The organism is Pseudoalteromonas luteoviolacea CPMOR-1, assembly GCF_001625685.1.
Classification (GTDB): domain Bacteria; phylum Pseudomonadota; class Gammaproteobacteria; order Enterobacterales; family Alteromonadaceae; genus Pseudoalteromonas; species Pseudoalteromonas luteoviolacea_K.
On sequence record NZ_AUYC01000012.1, the window covers coordinates 25,999 to 42,735 of the forward strand.

The window sequence follows — 16,737 nt, forward strand, 5'->3', positions numbered from 1 at the left end:
AAGTGCAGTGTGCATCAATGCTTGATGAGAGCAACGTTCCATCAGGGAAGTTTGTTGATTTAAAAGCTTGTCAGTGATGAAGGGTTACTCAGTTCGTGTTATCTGCCATGCAGAGCAGATCCCAAAAAGTTGAAGCGAAAGCTTTTGAGAACATTAATATTTCAGGACAGGCACATAATTACTTTTTAAAAAGCCCCTGCATACTCATCAGTCTTGTGGTTAGTCGTTTTTAAGTTTTAATAAAAATGATTGGTAAAAATTTTTCAGGACAGAGCTGTTTTCTAGCAGCTCGATTCAACACACATTTAATTATTAAAAAGAACATAAAATGTGTTAAAGCAAGAAAGGATATTTATATGATAAAGAATATAAAAGTAGTCAAAGTAGCGTTATTGATGTCAGCGTTTTCTGCTCAATGGTCTGTACACGCTGATGATAAGTTAGCAACAATTTTAAACAACCTAGAACCGAGTTTATTCGCACCAAATACAGTATCGACGAATCAATTTGAGTATGGTTCTAGCTTATCTCCCGATGGAAATAAGTTTGCGTTTGTTAGGGCATTGGCCCGGTTCTCAAACAGCGCGCTCGTCATGACTCATAAAAAAGGAGGGGTTTGGCAGACCCCAACATTATTGCCATTTAGTGGCGAGTTTCATGACACTAATCCGTATTTTTCAAAAGACAGTAACACATTTTACTTTACCTCCAGAAGGCCCGTAGAAGGTGCGAAAAAAGATATCTTTAAAATGTGGCAAGTAAGCTTTGATGGCGATAAATTTGGTCAGCCTGAGTTGGTACCTGGTAAAATTAACGGAGATCATAATGTGATCTACCCGACTGTACATGTTAATAAAGATATTTACTTCTCATCTATGATCAAAGGGTCTACAGGCAATGTCGACCTCTTTATTTCGAAGTATCACCCAGATGGATATCAAGCGCCGATTGAGATCACAGAGCTTAATTCTACGGTCAGTGACGCAGATCCTGAAGTTTCTACAGACGGAAAGTTGTTGTTTTTCACATCAATGAGGCCTGGGGGCTTAGGTCACTATGATTTATATGTATCGGTTAAACAAAAGGAGGGTAAGTGGGGGCAGCCGATAAACTTAGGAAATAAAATAAACTCGCGCAGGATGGACTCAGATCCTATTCTATCAGCAGATGGTAATACCTTATTTTTCTCAAGTGATAACAACCCCGAAGTGAAAGCTGTAAAGAATTACAATGAATTGCTCAAGCGGCAGGACAGTATTCATAATGGACTAATGAATATTTATAGTGTTGATATTACAGAGTTAAATAACTACCTGCGCAAAAACATCTAAGCCGTCAGCTACAATACTGCTTGCAACAGTAGGAAAACATGTCGATTTATCTGCATGTTTTCCTGCCTCTTAATCTATGACTAGTATTACTAAGGGACACACCGTTTTCAAAGGTATTTTATCGTGCCCAATAACCTCAAGCACGCCTGCTTTGTGTGGCTTTGCTCTTGAAGAATACGGTGTATTTAGCTCGTTATGGAGGAAGTATTATGAGGCTGGTAAAAGTATTGTAGTACTGTGGGACAGGCAACATTTATCAATTTAACGAAGCAACGTCTATTTACCGGGGTATAAACAATGAGGCACCTGTCACTTCACAGAGGAGGAACGGCTAAAGGTTTTCGTGTCACCTAGAGCCGTTTATATTATTTATCCGACAGCAGGCATTGTTCGCCCTGCTAGATCAGCTGGAAAGCCACGTTCCAGTGCAAGGTGTTCTGCTCGCTGTGCAATTTGTTGCTCAGTTATGTCACTTGTCATAGACGCATCAACGAACGTACTTTGACAGTGCGCTGAGGACCTATCGGATAACAAACCAAGCTCTAATAGCTTGTTAATAATGGTGTTTGCTGCTGGCAGGGCCGATGAGGCTTTGACGATTTCACATCGAGCATAGCTATTCGATTGAAAAGCGACATCGGCAACCCTTAATGTTGCATCATCTCCTGGTATTTGCTGTGCGCCATACATCGGTCGACCGCCAACATCGGCACTGTCAAAAGCAGGGATAAAGCCCGCAACTTTTTTAATGGCCTTGGTAGTTCTTTCGTTAATTACTTGTTCGTCCCATTGATGATTTACTTTATTGATGAATCTATCCGGAAGTTCAGGTTGAGCACTTCCTTGCTTCGACGAGACTAAACCTTCATCAAAAAGGGTTATATCAGGGGTCATTGCATGTATTTGGAAATAACCGTTTGGGTAGGGGGTTAATTGAGTCATGCCATTTTTTGTACCCCGAGTACCATGAAAAATGATTTCGGGCCAATTATACCGTTGCTCTTCCCAGCGGCTTATGTAAGCCGCTTTAAATTCAACCATACGTTTTGGTTTAAGTCCTACCATGTCATCGATAGTGCCAGTTCTAAACCCGCAGGCATTAATTAAGTAATCAACTTCAAAGGTCTCAGCTGCGCCTGAACGTTTAGTCTCTACGACCCATTTTTCAGCAGTGTTCTGGGCTACCGAAGTAACTTGCGTGTTTGTTAATAGTTCACAGTTTGGGCTGTTTTCTAGCGCCAAACTAGTTAATGCCGCTAGCCTAAAAACACTAATGCCATATTCTTGTACTAGAAAAACGGGAAACTTAAGTTGGGTTAAATCAGTTTGTTTGGCAAAAGCGACCATCCATTCATCAGGTGTTTTTGGCTGATTTGGTACGGGTAATTGCGAGAGTCGCTCAATATCTGACCGTTGGTACAATCTAAAATATTCGGATGCAGGTCCTAAAATTTCATTTTTTGGATCTGCGTCGATGAGTCTCTGATATTCTTGCCGAAGCACTGTGAGCCTCGATATAACGTCGTTTGGCTCCCCGTTATCATTAGAGGGTACTGCTACGATTGTTGGCCTGAAATCAATGGCCTCTTGATATAATTTTGCTGTGTTGATCGATTGTTTTAAAAGATCAATACATTGTTGGTCAGATATTTCTCTATATAAATTACCGCCGGCGTGCAGATGACACATTGGCGGACCATTAACTAAGCTACTTTCTTTTTCGAAAAGAAATACATCAGCGCCTTGTTGGCTTAATTTTAATGCGATAGTCGCACCGCCAATACCACCGCCTATGATTCCTACGCGGGTATTGGCATATTTTGAGAGTGAATTTGGCATGTTTTAGACAATAAATAAATGATAAAATGTTAAACCTTGAAAAGGTTCATATTCTTACTCTGCTGGTGCCGTTAAAGAGACTAAGGTTTCAATGATGTTTGCAAAATCATCTAATACCAAAGTTGCGCCATGACTGTTAATGTCTTCACCATGATTATACCCATAGGTTAGACCAACGCTTTGCATACCTGCTGCTGTGGCTGCAAAGATATCGTTTTTCGAGTCACCTATCATTAAACACGAAGAAGGGGTAACGCCAAGTTTGTCGCAAACATACGTTAGTTGCATTGGGTCTGGCTTGCGTTTTGGTAGGCTGTCGCCTCCGACAACCATTTCAAAAAAGTCGTTTAAACCTAAGTGTTTTAAAATAGGGCGAACAAACTGTTCGGGCTTATTGGTTACAATTACCAACCGATAGCCGTGACTATGCAGGCTTTGTAATGTACTTTTTACGTTAGGGTATAACGTCGTTTCAACACAAACATTTTGCTCGTAATAGGTTAGAAATATTGAAAGTGCTTTTTCGACGAAGGTGGCATCTAAATCAGGATTGATGTCGATACTGCCTGACAATGCTCTCTGTGTTAGCACAGCAGCACCGTTACCGACCCAACTTCGAATAGTGTCAGTTGGATAGGGGGTCATGCCTACTGCGGCTAGCATTTGGTTAATACTGAGTGCCAAATCAGGCACACTGTCGATCAATGTTCCATCTAAATCGAATAGCAATACGTTTTTGTTGGTGAATTTCAATGTAAATTCCTACTGTGTACCCTTATCTAAACTCGCGCTAGTGTATCTTTTAAAGAGTTCGCTTTCTACGGTCAACCTAGCTAAATTTGTGTTCTGTGTGTCTTCTAATATTTATCTTGATATTGATTAGGTAATTGTGAATGCTGTCCTTTGTTGTTTGTAGACCTTGATACGGTCATTTTGCAGTTTAGGTTTACATAGAGGAGGAATAATTCAAAAAATACTTAAAACTGCTTGTTACTTGCTTTTGAAACGCGACTTAATTTCGTTGAGATTAAGAGGGGGTGAATAAATAGCTTGTGTTTTTCCTAGTTCTGCTGAGTTTAGAGCAGGTTATCTCAGCGCCCTGTGTATCTGAACTAAAAGAGGCAAGGTATGCCATCGAAACTTGAGACCGGCACAAATTTTTTGGTAAAAGAAATTGAACGAAAGACTGTGTAAATATACAGTTTAAGTTGAGGCGAACAAGAATGACAAGAGCAAGGAAAACACTGAACAATTTGTCGTCGACAACTTATTATCATTTAGTCGCACGGCATGTACGCCGAGCTTTTTTATGTGGGGAGGATAAGTACACAGGTAAAAACTTTAACCATAGGCGTATATGGTTAGTTGGTGGAGCGTCTTAGGTTGCTGAGTAATGTATTTGCTATTTAAATAGCGGCGCATGTTATTATGAGCAATCACTATCATTTGCTTGTAAAAGTAAATAGACCACATGCGCTCAATTGCCCAGATAACTAAGTAATATCGAGGTGGTACAAGCTGTATAAAGGAAATCCATTTAAAGATAGGTGCCTACTTGGCGAACTAGGCTGCATGAAATTAGTTGGTATATAAAGAGCCTCAATGAATACATTGCGAAGACTGCAAACAAAGAAGGCAACTGCACTGGCAAACATTGGAAGGGCGATATAAATCGCGAGCCCTGCTAGATGAGACGTCATTGTTAAGCTGCATAACTTATGTAGACTTAAACCCTATTCGATCGGATGTGGCAAATATACTTGAAGACAGTGACTTTACATCTTTTCAAGAACGTTTTAACCATTTTCAAAACACAGAGAACGTCAAAAAATCAAGTCAACATGAACCCGAGAGCAAAGCCAGTTAACCTAAATCACTTAAACCGTTTGGCAAAAGAATGCATGAACACACATTATCTTTCTCGCTATTTTACTACTTCGAATTGGTAAAAGGGCGTTTGCTAGTAAACACAAGTTTAAGCACTTCTTCTTATTCTAAAATATATCAATATATTTATAAATTAACCCTGCTCAAACCGGTTGGAATTAATAATTTTATTAAGTTTGATTTTATTCTGTAGGGTTTCAAAAATAGCCTATCCTATTTTAATTGTGATGAAAACCTCATGGACGGTAGTGGTTTAGTTTTTTGTTTTTTATAATTTCTAAGTTGGCTAGATTTTAAATTTGCATGTCGATATTTTGGTTTCTATCCAATTATAGTTGCGAGCTTTTTAAATTTAATTTTGCTTTGTGTTTTTGTCAATGTTTTTTGTTGATAATGGTTTTTTTCTGTTTTAATATACTGCTCTTTTTTTTAAAATAAAAGTCAAACACCGCAAAGTTTTTAAAGGAGTTTTTATGAAATCACTTTTTCTTATTTTTTTATTAGCGTTTTTTTCTAGTCAATCGATAGCAGGAAACATAGATAGTTCAGGAAAATATGTTGGTAAGATAAAAAGTGTCGCTATAGGTCATTGGGGGCATGTGGGTGTGCAGCTAGACAATGGCGTTGTCTGTAACGGTAAAAAAGTTGTGCTATTACGCACTGATGTTCCATTATTTGATGCTTATTATTCATTGCTATTGACAGCTCAAACGACAAATCAAAGTGTTGAGATAAATCGCATTACAAGCTCAGAAAATTATCACTTGGGTTATTGTACTATTAAGTATATTGCCTTGGGTGACCTTTCTGAGTGGTAGCTTATTAATATATGGCACTTTTTTATTGCAGTTAAGAGCTGTTTAATAAAAAGTGTCTGTTCATTTTCAATTATTTTAACTCTCCACGTTTAATCCCGCTAACTTTCGACAAGTTTATCACTTCCTTTTTTTGGACGCTGAGGTTGCAAAGAAATTGTAGTGCGAAGAAAGCATCAAATAGAGCCAGTGTTTTGTAATGACTCAGCGGCAAATATTTCAAATATCATACGATAAATAACCAAATCACTTGACTTGCATACCTTAGTCTCTTACTTTGCGGTTTTCATTGATATGTATTATGACGAGGGGAATCAGTATGAAGGTTCAAATTACAAGTATCTCTGGACATCAGACGAGTAAGGTGTTCGCAATTACGATAGCAGTTTTAATGTTGCCAATGAGTTTTTTGCCACTCTTTTTCTTCTTTTTGGATCCAGGCCTTCAAACTAGCGATGGTGAACAAGTTTCTAACTTCCCATTTTTGTTCTTTGCGCTTGCTCCCATATTGTATGGGGCCATGTTTTATTTTATGCAGCGTATATTTTGCTGGGCTTACAATTTAGTCGCTAAAAAAGTAGGTGGTTTTGAATTCGAAACCTCTGAATAATAGGTTTAATTCAAGTGCCTTCGTTTTTAGCCTGTCCCTTTGAGTTGCTTCCTGATAAATATAGATTAATTAACTTTTTTTAAAATTGGTAAATAATGAGAAGGCGATAGTTTTAATTGCGTGAAAGCTGCAATGTTTAATATTCAAGGGTGTCGCTTTAATTATTTTCTTATTACCAATGGGAAGCGCCAATGTTTATACTAAAAAAATTACTTGAACTATTTAAACCCAACAGAGCAATACCAATCAATTGGAGACCAAAGCAAGTCATCAGTGTTGGAGATATCAGTCAACTAATTATACCTGACTCCCTCCCTTATGGAGGTGCTTTGAAAAAGATTAGAACTGAGTTGGTTAACTCCGGGTTGATGATTGAACTCGATTCTTTTTATACACAGAGCCCCATTAAGCTTCATAACCACTTCAATGAACTTACTTATAATTTCGTTTCAGTCGATGGTAAAAATGTTATTGCTTATGAAATACAATGGAGAAAAGTTGAAGGGTCTACATATTATGAAGTCGATTACGACGGCAACGTCATCTTTCAGTGTAAGACGTTCGGTTGTGATAAATCATCTCCACATTTCGAGGAGTATGTTAGAAACATGCAACGTATTTTCTCTACCATTGGAGAGTATCAGCGTTTTACAGAGCTTGGTAAGTAACAAAGTGAATAAAAAGAACAGGTAACAATTATTTCTTTCACTCGCTACACTTCAATCATTTATAACATTTTTCTGTCGTTGTATAAGGGTTTGAGAAGTGAAGGTCTAGGTGCAGTTTATTTTTATACTAAGGAGATAAGCTTGTTATAAATCTGTTTTAGATATTTAACCAGAGGCGTAAAGTGTTGAAGATAAGCTTTTATTAGGATAGGCAAATAAGAATTGGTTTTGTGTGTTTCTATACTGCAGAAACACTGTTCTAAGTTGTGGGTATGAGATTGGGCAATAAAATGAGAGTGTTTGTTTTAGTTTTGGTGTTTTTTTTAAGTCTAGACGTAGGTGCAAATAATACACAACGACTCGCTTTTACTGATTGTTGGTTTTCTGTTGCCTTTAACGAAGACTGGCAAGTCACTTCAAAACCGGTGAAAAGAAATAAATGTAAATTAGAAGCTAAACATAAAAACAGTAGTGCTAACCTATCTATATCAGTTGGTTACAGCGAGTATTTACAAGTATTAAGCGAGCATGGATTTGATTATTTCAATCAACAGTGGGTGACTGTTGGAAGGCAAGGTGCAACAGAAAGCGCTGAGCCAGTGAAATTTAAACATTGGCAAGGTTTAAAAGGGACTGTGGCTGTGGGGTGTCACGACGATGGTGGCTATATAGGAATATGCCCACATGACGTTCTTGTGTTACGTGAATCATCAATGCGAGATGGTAATGTTTTAATAATAAAAAGCTTTTCTGAAACTGAGATGGATTTTTCAGATATCTATAATACATTAGAAGCTGCGTATTAATAGACTGGTAGCGGTGTAATGCGTTGAAAAAGCAATCTGGGTAGGTCGGTTTTTACACGTTTTAGTTCACTGTTTATGTAACTTCTGAGCGTGCTATAGTGTACGTGGTTTCAAAAAGGATATTGTATGACGACACATAATAAAATTAAACGTCTAAGCATGAGCAGGGAGTTTATTACCCAAAACTACCAAACTTCTTTGTGTTTGACTGATATAGCTAAGCAGTCTTACATGTCTCCATATCATTTTTTGCGCGCCTTTAAAGAGGCTTATGGAGAAACCCCCAATGAACTGCTGATTAGGCTAAGGCTTGAGGAAGCGAAAAAAATGCTTATAACAGAGCATGTTAGTATTTCAGAAGTCTGTGAGAAAGTTGGTTATTCAAGTCTTGGTAGCTTTTCTTCACTATTTACAAAGCAGGTTGGTATTGCGCCGACCTTATATCGCCGCAAGCTATGGGCCTTATCATCAGAAGCTTATCGGTTTCCGTCTCAGGCTATTCCCGCATGCTATGCCTATCATTTTTTAAAAAAACATGGGAAATGAGCAACATTGGAGAAATATCCTCTTTATTGTTTGTATAAAATGAGGATAAATTCACAACAGGAAATGTATCAATGATTACATCCATAGCGCACACAACAATTTATGTACTGGATCAGGACGACGCGCTTGATTTTTACAAAAACAAACTTGGTTTCGAGGTTGGTGATGATATGAAGGTGGAGGGCGATTTTCGCTGGCTGACTGTACATCCAAAATCTAAACCACAGCATCAACTGGTATTAGCTGAGCCAAAAGAAGGGCCCATGTTCAGCAAAGACGCTGCTGAAAAAATACGAGCTTTAATCCAAGAAGGGGCTTTTGGAGCAGGTGTTTTTGAAACTGAAAACTGCCAAAAAACGTATGATGAGCTTGTGGCTAAAGGTGTAGAGTTTATCCAGCCTCCAACAGAACAGTTGTATGGTGTTGAAGCCATGGCACTAGACAATTCAGGTAATTGGTTCAGCTTAGTTCAAAGATAAAACATGATAAATTGAGTTTATATGACGTCGAATGCGGCGTCTCGTATTTTTAGATGTGGAAAACTGTAATGAATATGGACACGCGCTTCAAAGTTCTGGAGTCTCTGAATGCTGGTGATTTTCAACATTTAAATGGAGATCTGGAGAGCCATCTCAAAGGTACTGCTTCAATACTTGAAAGCTGGGGCGCTTCTGAAGTGTTGCAAACCGCGGGGTTGTTTCATGCTGCGTATGGCACCGCTGGATTTGATATGAATATGGTGTCACTTGAACAGCGAGATTCTATCGCTAAAACCATAGGCAAAGATGAAGAAGCGTTAGTCTATTTATATTGCTCATGTGACAGAGAGTTTGTTTTTCGGCAATTTGGTCATCAAGATAAAATCCAGTTTAAAGACAGGTTTAACGGGCGGTTCTTTCCACTAGATATTCACAGAACCAAGATGTTTTGTGAGCTAACCGTCGCAAATGAACTAGAGCTCGTACATTCAAGCGAAGCATTTAAACAAGAGCACGGGAAGGGCCTATATCACTTGTTTGTTAGAATGGAAGCTTATCTGTCCCATTCTGCTATTCAAGCGTTTAAGGTTGCATTAGATAGTGTGTTTTAATGCTTAATATCCAGTGAGTAGATTTTGCGAGTCAACAGTAATCGACCAAGGGAAAAAAGAATCATATTTTTAGGCTTACTGTTGGGTGAAGCCTCCAGTTGAACTATTTATAACAGGCGGCTGTTTCTTTAGTAAAGGGTCAATAAGTCTTTCTTTTCAGCATTGGTTAGTCTAACCTCCGTTCGCTTTCAAATAACTAAACTCATTAGTAGAGCAAGATGTTCGTATTCTTTTGATGTTTCTTTACTTGTGAATGTGAGTTTAAGCCTGTGGCGCATGCAGGTATCTCTAATAAAAGGTGATTTTTATTATTAGGTTAATATATTCAGTATTGGCTTGTATATTTTATACCTCCTCAATCGTATCTGCTGTTTTTTGGGGCTATGTTGCTTGGGATAGTTATCATAAAGGCTTGAATAGTGATGTATTAGCAATGCTAAGCATGGCAATCATGCCACATGTCATTTCCCTGATTGTGGCTAGTTGTTGCTTAAACCGCAGAAGGGAAAAAATTAAAGGCATATTCAGATCTGTATCAAAACCAACGTATGCTTACTCAGGTTACCTACTGATAGTAATTAATCTCGTGTGTTTTTCAGCTGTTTGGCTTTTCGCTCTAGAGGTTGAGAGTAAATACGTCACATTGTCTTTTTTAGTGTTTACATATTTGGGGAGCATTTTTGTCGGGTGGAGTAAACAAGAGACTGTGCATTACTGATATAGCGGAGCTGTTTCTTCATACTGATTAGCCTCGCAGTGGTTGTCAGTCGTTAGTCATTTTGATGTCACTGCTTTTGAATATATTGAACTTTAATGGTGGCTTTGCGCTATTGCTAGTTGTGTGAGATTAAGTGTTTATCAGCTGCCCCTCTATTCGTTGTTCGCGTTGCTCGCACCATTGGGGCTCTGTCATCCTACGTACTAACTCTAGTCAAATTACCCACTTTGACTTTATCTAAAGAGAAATGAAGTATAAGTGAGTTTTGTATTTAAGCCTTTTTGGATTGGTAAACCCGTAATGTATTGCCTGCTCAGTAAAAGCTTGCGATGAAATGAGCTTGATAGGGTTACTCATCTATGAAAATAGAATGTTAGACCATAAGTTTGGCAATCATTGTTTGCTCTGATTTGGGTTTTGAACAGAGTGAACCAATGCATTCGAGTAAGTTTTACTCCGGTTCAGCCTATTAACTAGGCCACTTAACCTAAACAATATAGTTTGGGTTAAGCGTACAGTCTTGTGTTTAGTTAAGCTTTAAATAAAGGCTGGCAGAATCTTCTCGGCAATGACTTGTTTGAAAGGAATGTTGTTATCATTCGCAGTGTGGACAATTAGCAGATCGAGCTCTTCAATTATCATGATGATTTGACCATTACCACCTTGGGCTGAAACACCTAAATAATGCTTGTCTCCAACTTTCAAGTCGACTCCCCACCATAGATATCCATAACCTTGATTAGATACATCTTTGCCGCCCCAATGCACCTCATCATCGCCAGTCATAATGAGTCTGCTGGTACCATCGGTGATAAATTTCTCGGGAATAAGTTGCTCGCCTTGCCATTTCCCTTTGTTCATAGCAAGCATGCCCCATTTTATCATATCTCTGGACGTCATATTTGTGCGCCACCCAGCTTCGGGCAAGCCAGATGCGCCATTTGTTCTCCACTGATAATTGTTGATCCCTATTTTGTCGAGTAATTCTTTTTTGATAAAGTTTTTAGCAGTTCCGGGGACGACGGCGTCGAGTACATGCATGACCAAAAGCGGACCATAGCCGTATTTGAAGGTTTGAGTCTCTTCAGTGACAGGCCGGCTGTGCTCAAATATCGCTTTAATTTCTCCTTGTCCCATTAATTGATTTGGCAGCTTCTCTATTTTCGCTCTTTGTTCACCATTAGTTCGAATACCGGATGTCATGGTTAATGCATGACGTAAGGTCACTTTATCAGCGCCTTGTTTTACCGATTTACTTAAATCTAACTCTGTCAGGAAGCTTGTTAAAGGTTTGTCCAAGTCATCCATAGAAAGATAGCCTAGCTGAATGGCACGACCAAGAGCTAAGCCGGTGTAGGTTTTTGTTACTGATGCTTGGTAATGAGGGAGGTTGACTCGCCCCTTTGCATAATAGGATTCAAAAACGAGCTTCCCATTATGCGCAATTAATAAACTGTCATAATGGCCATGTTTAAAACTACCAAGTTCTTTTGCAAACTGGGTGATCATCTGTTTTTTACCCCCGTAGAGATCTAACTTACCTACCGGGATCCCATCGTTTCTGTTTTTTGGGGAAGTATCTACGAAGGCAGTATCAAGATATGGGACTTCGGTATAGGTGATATGTGCATCCGCTTTTGACACTTCTGGGGCGTGATGTTCTTTGGTGTTTGCCATAGCTGTTGTCATGTTATTGCTTAAGAGAACTGCAATCGCGAGTAAGCTTTTTATGGTGTATTTGAGAGTCATAGCTGCTCCTTTTATTTGTTTATAAACATTACATAAATTGGAAAAAAGTAATTGTATCCTGCTTTGCAAAACTCCAATTCAGCGGTTATCTACTACAGTAAACAGAAAAAAATATGGTGCTTGAGCTTCTTATGATTTTTTGGTTACACCTTTGTGATTTAATAATATATTCAATATTATCAAGTTCTTGTATGAGGCTATTGAGGGGCGAATGTATGATCACTGACTTGGTTTCAGATTGATATTCAGCACAGTCATGTAGACACAGGCTCTAAATATAGAGAGGGAATATGGATGATGTGTGCAAAGTTTGTTGGAAGGGATTACCCGTAACTCGTCAGAGCGCGTTTTGAATCATTACGAGACTTAATATTTGAGGTGGCGAGTGAGCTTGATTTGGGCGCTGTTGAAGAGTCTATCAAGTGGTGAAAGCCAAGTTATCAAGTAAAACAAGGTAGTCCTATTAGAAACGATTGGAAACCGGCTACACTTAAAAACTATTGGTTGTTCTTTTATCGCCAAACAAAGTGATTTGACACTTATAAAGTGCTTTATGATGAGGTTTTGGAGTTTCAGGGGGGATAGGGCTATTGTTTTGCCTTTATCGGAACCTGTACTAAAAGTTATTATAAAATGTTGTTTAGCGTTAGCACTCACTTATCAGCAAAGAAAGCGCTTGCTACTTTTGGACGCCTAAGTGTATTTTACCTTTCTCTGCGGTACTGCGTTTATGTGACAAGCAATTGAATTACTCATCCAAATAGTAAGCAGTTCACCCCTGTTAGTAATGTGTTACCTGTAGTGTGTAAGCAAATTTACTTATTATGCATATCCTAACGGGGTGGCTTGATTTTAATATGATGACGAGTAGGTCTTACATCTATTCTGTTGATGTGTTAATTGAAGTATTTAAATGAGTTAAAGTCGAACTGTGGACTTCAAATGCATAAAATTTTGGTGACTTACCTTTTTGAGAGATTAACACCTTATTATCGCTGATTAAATTAAAGGCGCCGATATCCTGCAATACAAGACTTAAGTCTTTGCCATCAAAAGTTGATGTAAATAGCTTGGCTGAATCATCTGGGTCCAGATAGCCGCTTTGATTGGTATCTTCATTGATAATCAGATAAAGATTCTTATCAAGTAAATAGCCAGCCTCGTTTGTTGCGAACTTTGCTTTTGAGATTTCTAGTATCAATCCGTCTTTTTTCAATAACATGTGGCGCTCGCCATTTTCTCTCACAAACATCAAGTTGACGGCGTTTTTGGATAAGTATGGCGCGGTATATAAGTCGAGCGATACTTTTGGTTTGGCGAACATTTCAACGATTTCACCATCGTGGGTTTGATTAATATCAATCTCCTTTGAACTTAGCTCAAAAATGTACACGTCTTTTAATTTAGCGAAATACTCTATGGTGTACTGTGTTTTTTTGACTTGAGTATGTTCGTCTTTGTTATCGACAAGTGCAATTTTGGGGGGCTCATATTTGTTGTCGAACAAGTCAGTTATAAAGTCGATAGATACTACGGTGATAAATAATGTAACCGCGACAAAGAACAATACTTGGTTAGATTTTTTTATAAAGCTTAGCGTTTTACTCATATTGGTTCTCAAAAGTGGTGGGCATATTGGATTTTATTGGCTCATTTTTTCAATGTCCGAAAAATAGTTTAGGCACTTTATCAGTTTATAAATTAACTGTAAGTATATTTAAAAAGTGTAACAGTGAGGCATTTACGGCTTTTGTCTCTGTGAGCTTAGGACTAACTCATTAATTTACTCAACATAACATATAGCGAATAGGAGGAAAGGTGCTGAAATTTGATAATGCAGATTCATGTTTTAATTGTCGCAGTGTCGCTGTCATTATTCATAATGGTCATATATTACTTCATCGAAATATTGAAGATTCCTTTTGGGCTTTACCTGGTGGTAGAGTCGAGCTTTTCGAAAATTCAGATTCGACAATAAGTCGAGAGCTGCTCGAGGAGTTAGATGTCGTTACGGTGGTAAAGCGTCATATATGGTACGTTGAAAATTTCTTCGTATATGCAGGAAAAAAGTATCATGAGATCTCAAATTACTTTCTTACAGAATTAGCGGCATCAGAGAGGTTGCCTATCGGTAATACGTTTCGGGGGATTGAATCTGATATAGAGCTTGAATTTAAATGGTATCCAATAGGCGACTTGTCTAATTTAAATTTGAAACCAGCGTTTTTGAAGAGTGAGTTGCAAGCTATACCAGAAGAAACTAAGTATATAAAAGTAAACGATATCTCTAGCTAAGAGGTATATTTTCACTCTCGATTGTGGGTCGTAAACAGTGGCAAAGCAGCTTGTACCGCAATGTATGGCTAAATTGCAGTTACAGATAAAGCAGAGCGTGAGTCAATTACCATAGTCAGAAGTACTGAGTGACTCATTTTAGGCTGATATCTAGCGGGCAGTTACACTTCATTGATTACTTATTGCAGGGTAAATATGCTCTATATGTTTTGTTTGTGAAAGCAGAATAGTGTGTATTTTAAATGGTCCCGATTGAAAGTAAAATTTACGCTGCGCTGGCTGCCGTTAATTTCAGCCGTCGGCATTACAATTAGACGTTTATGATATGTGAACTTCAATTAAATTAAGTGCCTATTCAATACTAAGTCATTCGATTCTTATAAAGCTATTTGGGGAATTTTAGTGAACAATTTTTTATTTGTTTGGTTTTTCTTGTTTTCAGCATGTCGGTGCTTGCTGAGTGCCCAACAACCTCCACTCGACACGTAAAAGGGGATGAGCCTTTGGCTTCAGTATTATATGAGGCTGCAAAAAAAGCTGAAATGGGGTCATGGCAGGATGGTACCTTTAACTGGGAAGTCTTTTCTTATTTAGGGAGTTTAAGGGTAAACTACCATCATGTTTGGAAGTTTCAGATGATTGCTTTGAACTCAAAAACGGGAAAAGTGCGCTCGGGTATTGAAAAGCAGTCTTATGATGAAAGCGTTAGTAAACGCACCGATTGAGTTAGCAACATGGGTGTGGATTGGTTTAAGTTACGCGCAAGGCGGCATGGAATGAAAATTAGAACAAGAGAAGAATTAGTCGATCATTTAAAAGCGGGTAATCAAGTTAAACACCTCTTTTTTTGGGGTCATCAAGAACGAAGTGGGCATGTGACAAAAAGTTGCTTTAGCCAGTGGTACGAATCAAAGTTCGAAGAAAATGGGTATTTATTTGCCACAGCCGAGCATTACATGATGTACCACAAAGCAAAACTTTTCGATGATAACGAAGCATGCGAAAGGGTACTCAGTGCTAAAACGCCAGGGGCTGCAAAGGCCATAGGTCGCGAAGTACGTGGATTTGAACAGAAGGTATGGGAAAGCAAGCGTTTCGGCATTGTTGTAAATGCTAATCTTGCAAAGTTTTCTCAAAACCCAGCACTTAAAGCATTTTTAATAAATACCAGAGATAGGATACTGGTTGAAGCAAGTCCTGTAGATAAAATATGGGGAGTAGGATTAGCACAAGATGACCCTCGCATTGAAGATGTGTATAGCTGGCAGGGCCTTAATTTACTTGGGTTTGCGTTAATGGAAGTCCGTGAGAAACTGATAAATTGCACTGACGAGGAGTTAAATCCTTAAGGCTCTTTATTAGGTAAAACGCATTACTCCCAGATACAATGATGCGTGGGACTTTCATCATACAACTGCCAGTGAGGTAGCGTGCCATTTAACACAATGCAGATATCAACAAAGTACTTGAGGTAATTTTGGACAAAGCGAGCACTTTAAAAGAGCCTAAATTTATATATAGCAAAATTATGGCTGTGATGAGTTTGACTCAAATTCTTATATTGGGGGGCTTAGCATTATCCAGTTTTGAGCTTTATCAAATTTTCACGAATTTAAATGTGCAAGATGCACCTGAAGAGACAGCTCAAAGGATTAGCCATGCGTTAGTGCCGTTAGCGACTTTTATGATTGTATCTTTTCCTGGGTGGCTATGTGCAATGTGCATTTTAATGTTTACTCAATATCGAAATCGAGATTTCTACTATTTTAGTATTTTTATGTCTATTGTGATGACTATTGGATTTCCCATAAGTACTCTATTTGGCATTATATTAGGCTTAGCTCTGTTCTTGAAGCGTAAGCAATTTAAGCACTGCGATTAATTTATCATTATATTATTTAAGAGTAATAATGAAGATCAAAATAACGGCTTTCTTTTTCTTGCTTTTACAGGTGAGTGTTGCAATGGCAACCGACTACAAAGTTCGGGGAGTCGTTGCCTCTATGACACTACCGCCTCATCACATGTGTACTAAAAAACAGACGTTGACTGCCAATGAGTATACAACCAGCCAAGCAACCAGTGATTTCTTAATTATTTCCGGTATTCACGGAAATCATGAGTTTTTTTTAAAAATGGTAGAAGGCAGCTTTGAAACGAGTTCATATAAATATGCAAAAAGTATTGGTGCAAATTTTGTTGTAAGCAAACCTTTGACGATAAAAGCGAATGAGGAGGTGCCGCACCAATACAAGCATTTACTTTTCACATTCGGCAGTAGTGAGAGAATAATGCTTTCGCCTCCTATCTTTTTCGTATGTAATGAAGGTGGTACCAAAAGTCCTCAATGAGTGAGCGCATATTGTTGGTCTAGTAGTTCTTA

General features: G+C 38.4%; 16 protein-coding genes and 1 pseudogene. 13 read left to right on the plus strand and 4 right to left on the minus strand.

Annotated features, from left to right (window positions below; translation table 11 throughout):
- Positions 1–356: 356 nt before the first annotated feature.
- On the plus strand, positions 357–1,331 hold the full coding sequence (locus N473_RS01925; protein WP_063366484.1) for a TolB family protein: 975 nt from the start codon (positions 357–359) through the stop codon (positions 1,329–1,331).
- A 369-nt stretch (positions 1,332–1,700) separates the two neighbouring features.
- On the opposite strand, the gene N473_RS01930 is transcribed toward N473_RS01925, so the two are convergent.
- Both N473_RS01930 and N473_RS01935 read right to left on the minus strand, forming a co-directional pair.
- Positions 1,701–3,170, minus strand: coding sequence for an NAD(P)-binding protein (locus N473_RS01930; RefSeq protein WP_063366485.1), 1,470 nt, complete (start codon positions 3,168–3,170; stop codon positions 1,701–1,703).
- 54 nt (positions 3,171–3,224) lie between these two features.
- Positions 3,225–3,923 (minus strand): phosphoglycolate phosphatase, encoded by a 699-nt coding sequence (locus tag N473_RS01935; protein ID WP_063366486.1) that lies wholly within the window; start codon positions 3,921–3,923, stop codon positions 3,225–3,227.
- Positions 3,924–4,393: 470 nt separating this feature from the next.
- Here N473_RS01935 and N473_RS26950 point away from each other — a divergent pair.
- From N473_RS26950 to N473_RS01970, 8 genes and pseudogenes are all read left to right on the plus strand, one after another.
- A pseudogene (locus N473_RS26950) lies at positions 4,394–5,118 on the plus strand (alpha-amylase family glycosyl hydrolase); the annotation flags it as partial.
- A 412-nt stretch (positions 5,119–5,530) separates the two neighbouring features.
- Positions 5,531–5,875, plus strand: coding sequence for a hypothetical protein (locus tag N473_RS01940; RefSeq protein WP_063366487.1), 345 nt, complete (start codon positions 5,531–5,533; stop codon positions 5,873–5,875).
- A 316-nt stretch (positions 5,876–6,191) separates the two neighbouring features.
- Positions 6,192–6,482 (plus strand): hypothetical protein, encoded by a 291-nt coding sequence (locus tag N473_RS01945; protein WP_063366488.1) that lies wholly within the window; start codon positions 6,192–6,194, stop codon positions 6,480–6,482.
- Between the two features lie 329 nt (positions 6,483–6,811).
- Positions 6,812–7,150: a hypothetical protein gene (locus N473_RS01950; RefSeq protein ID WP_196766354.1), complete on the plus strand. Its 339-nt coding sequence runs from the start codon at positions 6,812–6,814 to the stop codon at positions 7,148–7,150.
- A gap of 290 nt (positions 7,151–7,440) precedes the next feature.
- Positions 7,441–7,956 (plus strand): hypothetical protein, encoded by a 516-nt coding sequence (locus N473_RS01955; protein ID WP_155735512.1) that lies wholly within the window; start codon positions 7,441–7,443, stop codon positions 7,954–7,956.
- A gap of 159 nt (positions 7,957–8,115) precedes the next feature.
- Positions 8,116–8,502: a helix-turn-helix transcriptional regulator gene (locus N473_RS01960; RefSeq protein ID WP_269202330.1), complete on the plus strand. Its 387-nt coding sequence runs from the start codon at positions 8,116–8,118 to the stop codon at positions 8,500–8,502.
- A 71-nt stretch (positions 8,503–8,573) separates the two neighbouring features.
- Positions 8,574–8,981: a VOC family protein gene (locus N473_RS01965; RefSeq protein WP_063366492.1), complete on the plus strand. Its 408-nt coding sequence runs from the start codon at positions 8,574–8,576 to the stop codon at positions 8,979–8,981.
- Between the two features lie 68 nt (positions 8,982–9,049).
- Positions 9,050–9,592: a DUF6817 domain-containing protein gene (locus N473_RS01970; protein WP_196766355.1), complete on the plus strand. Its 543-nt coding sequence runs from the start codon at positions 9,050–9,052 to the stop codon at positions 9,590–9,592.
- Between the two features lie 1,255 nt (positions 9,593–10,847).
- Here N473_RS01970 and N473_RS01975 read toward each other — a convergent pair.
- Entirely contained in the window at positions 10,848–12,059 is a 1,212-nt protein-coding gene (locus tag N473_RS01975) for a serine hydrolase domain-containing protein (protein ID WP_063366493.1), read from the minus strand.
- A gap of 880 nt (positions 12,060–12,939) precedes the next feature.
- On the minus strand, positions 12,940–13,668 hold the full coding sequence (locus N473_RS01980; RefSeq protein WP_063366494.1) for a hypothetical protein: 729 nt from the start codon (positions 13,666–13,668) through the stop codon (positions 12,940–12,942).
- A gap of 209 nt (positions 13,669–13,877) precedes the next feature.
- Between N473_RS01980 and N473_RS01985 the strand changes: the two genes are divergently transcribed.
- From N473_RS01985 to N473_RS02005, 4 genes are all read left to right on the plus strand, one after another.
- Entirely contained in the window at positions 13,878–14,354 is a 477-nt protein-coding gene (locus tag N473_RS01985) for an NUDIX hydrolase (RefSeq protein ID WP_063366495.1), read from the plus strand.
- A 503-nt stretch (positions 14,355–14,857) separates the two neighbouring features.
- Entirely contained in the window at positions 14,858–15,079 is a 222-nt protein-coding gene (locus N473_RS01990; protein WP_155735513.1) for a hypothetical protein, read from the plus strand.
- Positions 15,080–15,130: 51 nt separating this feature from the next.
- The gene (locus tag N473_RS01995; RefSeq protein ID WP_063366497.1) at positions 15,131–15,703 is read left to right on the plus strand and encodes an NADAR family protein; all 573 of its coding nucleotides are present in this window, start codon (positions 15,131–15,133) and stop codon (positions 15,701–15,703) included.
- 561 nt (positions 15,704–16,264) lie between these two features.
- Complete coding sequence (locus N473_RS02005) at positions 16,265–16,705, plus strand: hypothetical protein (RefSeq protein WP_063366499.1); 441 nt, start codon at positions 16,265–16,267, stop codon at positions 16,703–16,705.
- Positions 16,706–16,737 lie beyond the last annotated feature (32 nt).

Excerpts from the sequence above, each read along its gene's own strand:
- N473_RS01925 (WP_063366484.1), top strand. The coding sequence starts at position 357 with ATGATAAAGAATATAAAAGTAGTCAAAGTAGCGTTATTGATGTCAGCG.
- N473_RS01930 (WP_063366485.1), bottom strand. The coding sequence starts at position 3,170 with ATGCCAAATTCACTCTCAAAATATGCCAATACCCGCGTAGGAATCATA.
- N473_RS01940 (WP_063366487.1), top strand. The coding sequence starts at position 5,531 with ATGAAATCACTTTTTCTTATTTTTTTATTAGCGTTTTTTTCTAGTCAA.
- N473_RS01945 (WP_063366488.1), top strand. The coding sequence starts at position 6,192 with ATGAAGGTTCAAATTACAAGTATCTCTGGACATCAGACGAGTAAGGTG.
- N473_RS01955 (WP_155735512.1), top strand. The coding sequence starts at position 7,441 with ATGAGAGTGTTTGTTTTAGTTTTGGTGTTTTTTTTAAGTCTAGACGTA.
- N473_RS01960 (WP_269202330.1), top strand. The coding sequence starts at position 8,116 with ATGAGCAGGGAGTTTATTACCCAAAACTACCAAACTTCTTTGTGTTTG.
- N473_RS01965 (WP_063366492.1), top strand. The coding sequence starts at position 8,574 with ATGATTACATCCATAGCGCACACAACAATTTATGTACTGGATCAGGAC.
- N473_RS01970 (WP_196766355.1), top strand. The coding sequence starts at position 9,050 with ATGAATATGGACACGCGCTTCAAAGTTCTGGAGTCTCTGAATGCTGGT.
- N473_RS01975 (WP_063366493.1), bottom strand. The coding sequence starts at position 12,059 with ATGACTCTCAAATACACCATAAAAAGCTTACTCGCGATTGCAGTTCTC.
- N473_RS01980 (WP_063366494.1), bottom strand. The coding sequence starts at position 13,668 with ATGAGTAAAACGCTAAGCTTTATAAAAAAATCTAACCAAGTATTGTTC.
- N473_RS01995 (WP_063366497.1), top strand. The coding sequence starts at position 15,131 with ATGAAAATTAGAACAAGAGAAGAATTAGTCGATCATTTAAAAGCGGGT.
- N473_RS02005 (WP_063366499.1), top strand. The coding sequence starts at position 16,265 with ATGAAGATCAAAATAACGGCTTTCTTTTTCTTGCTTTTACAGGTGAGT.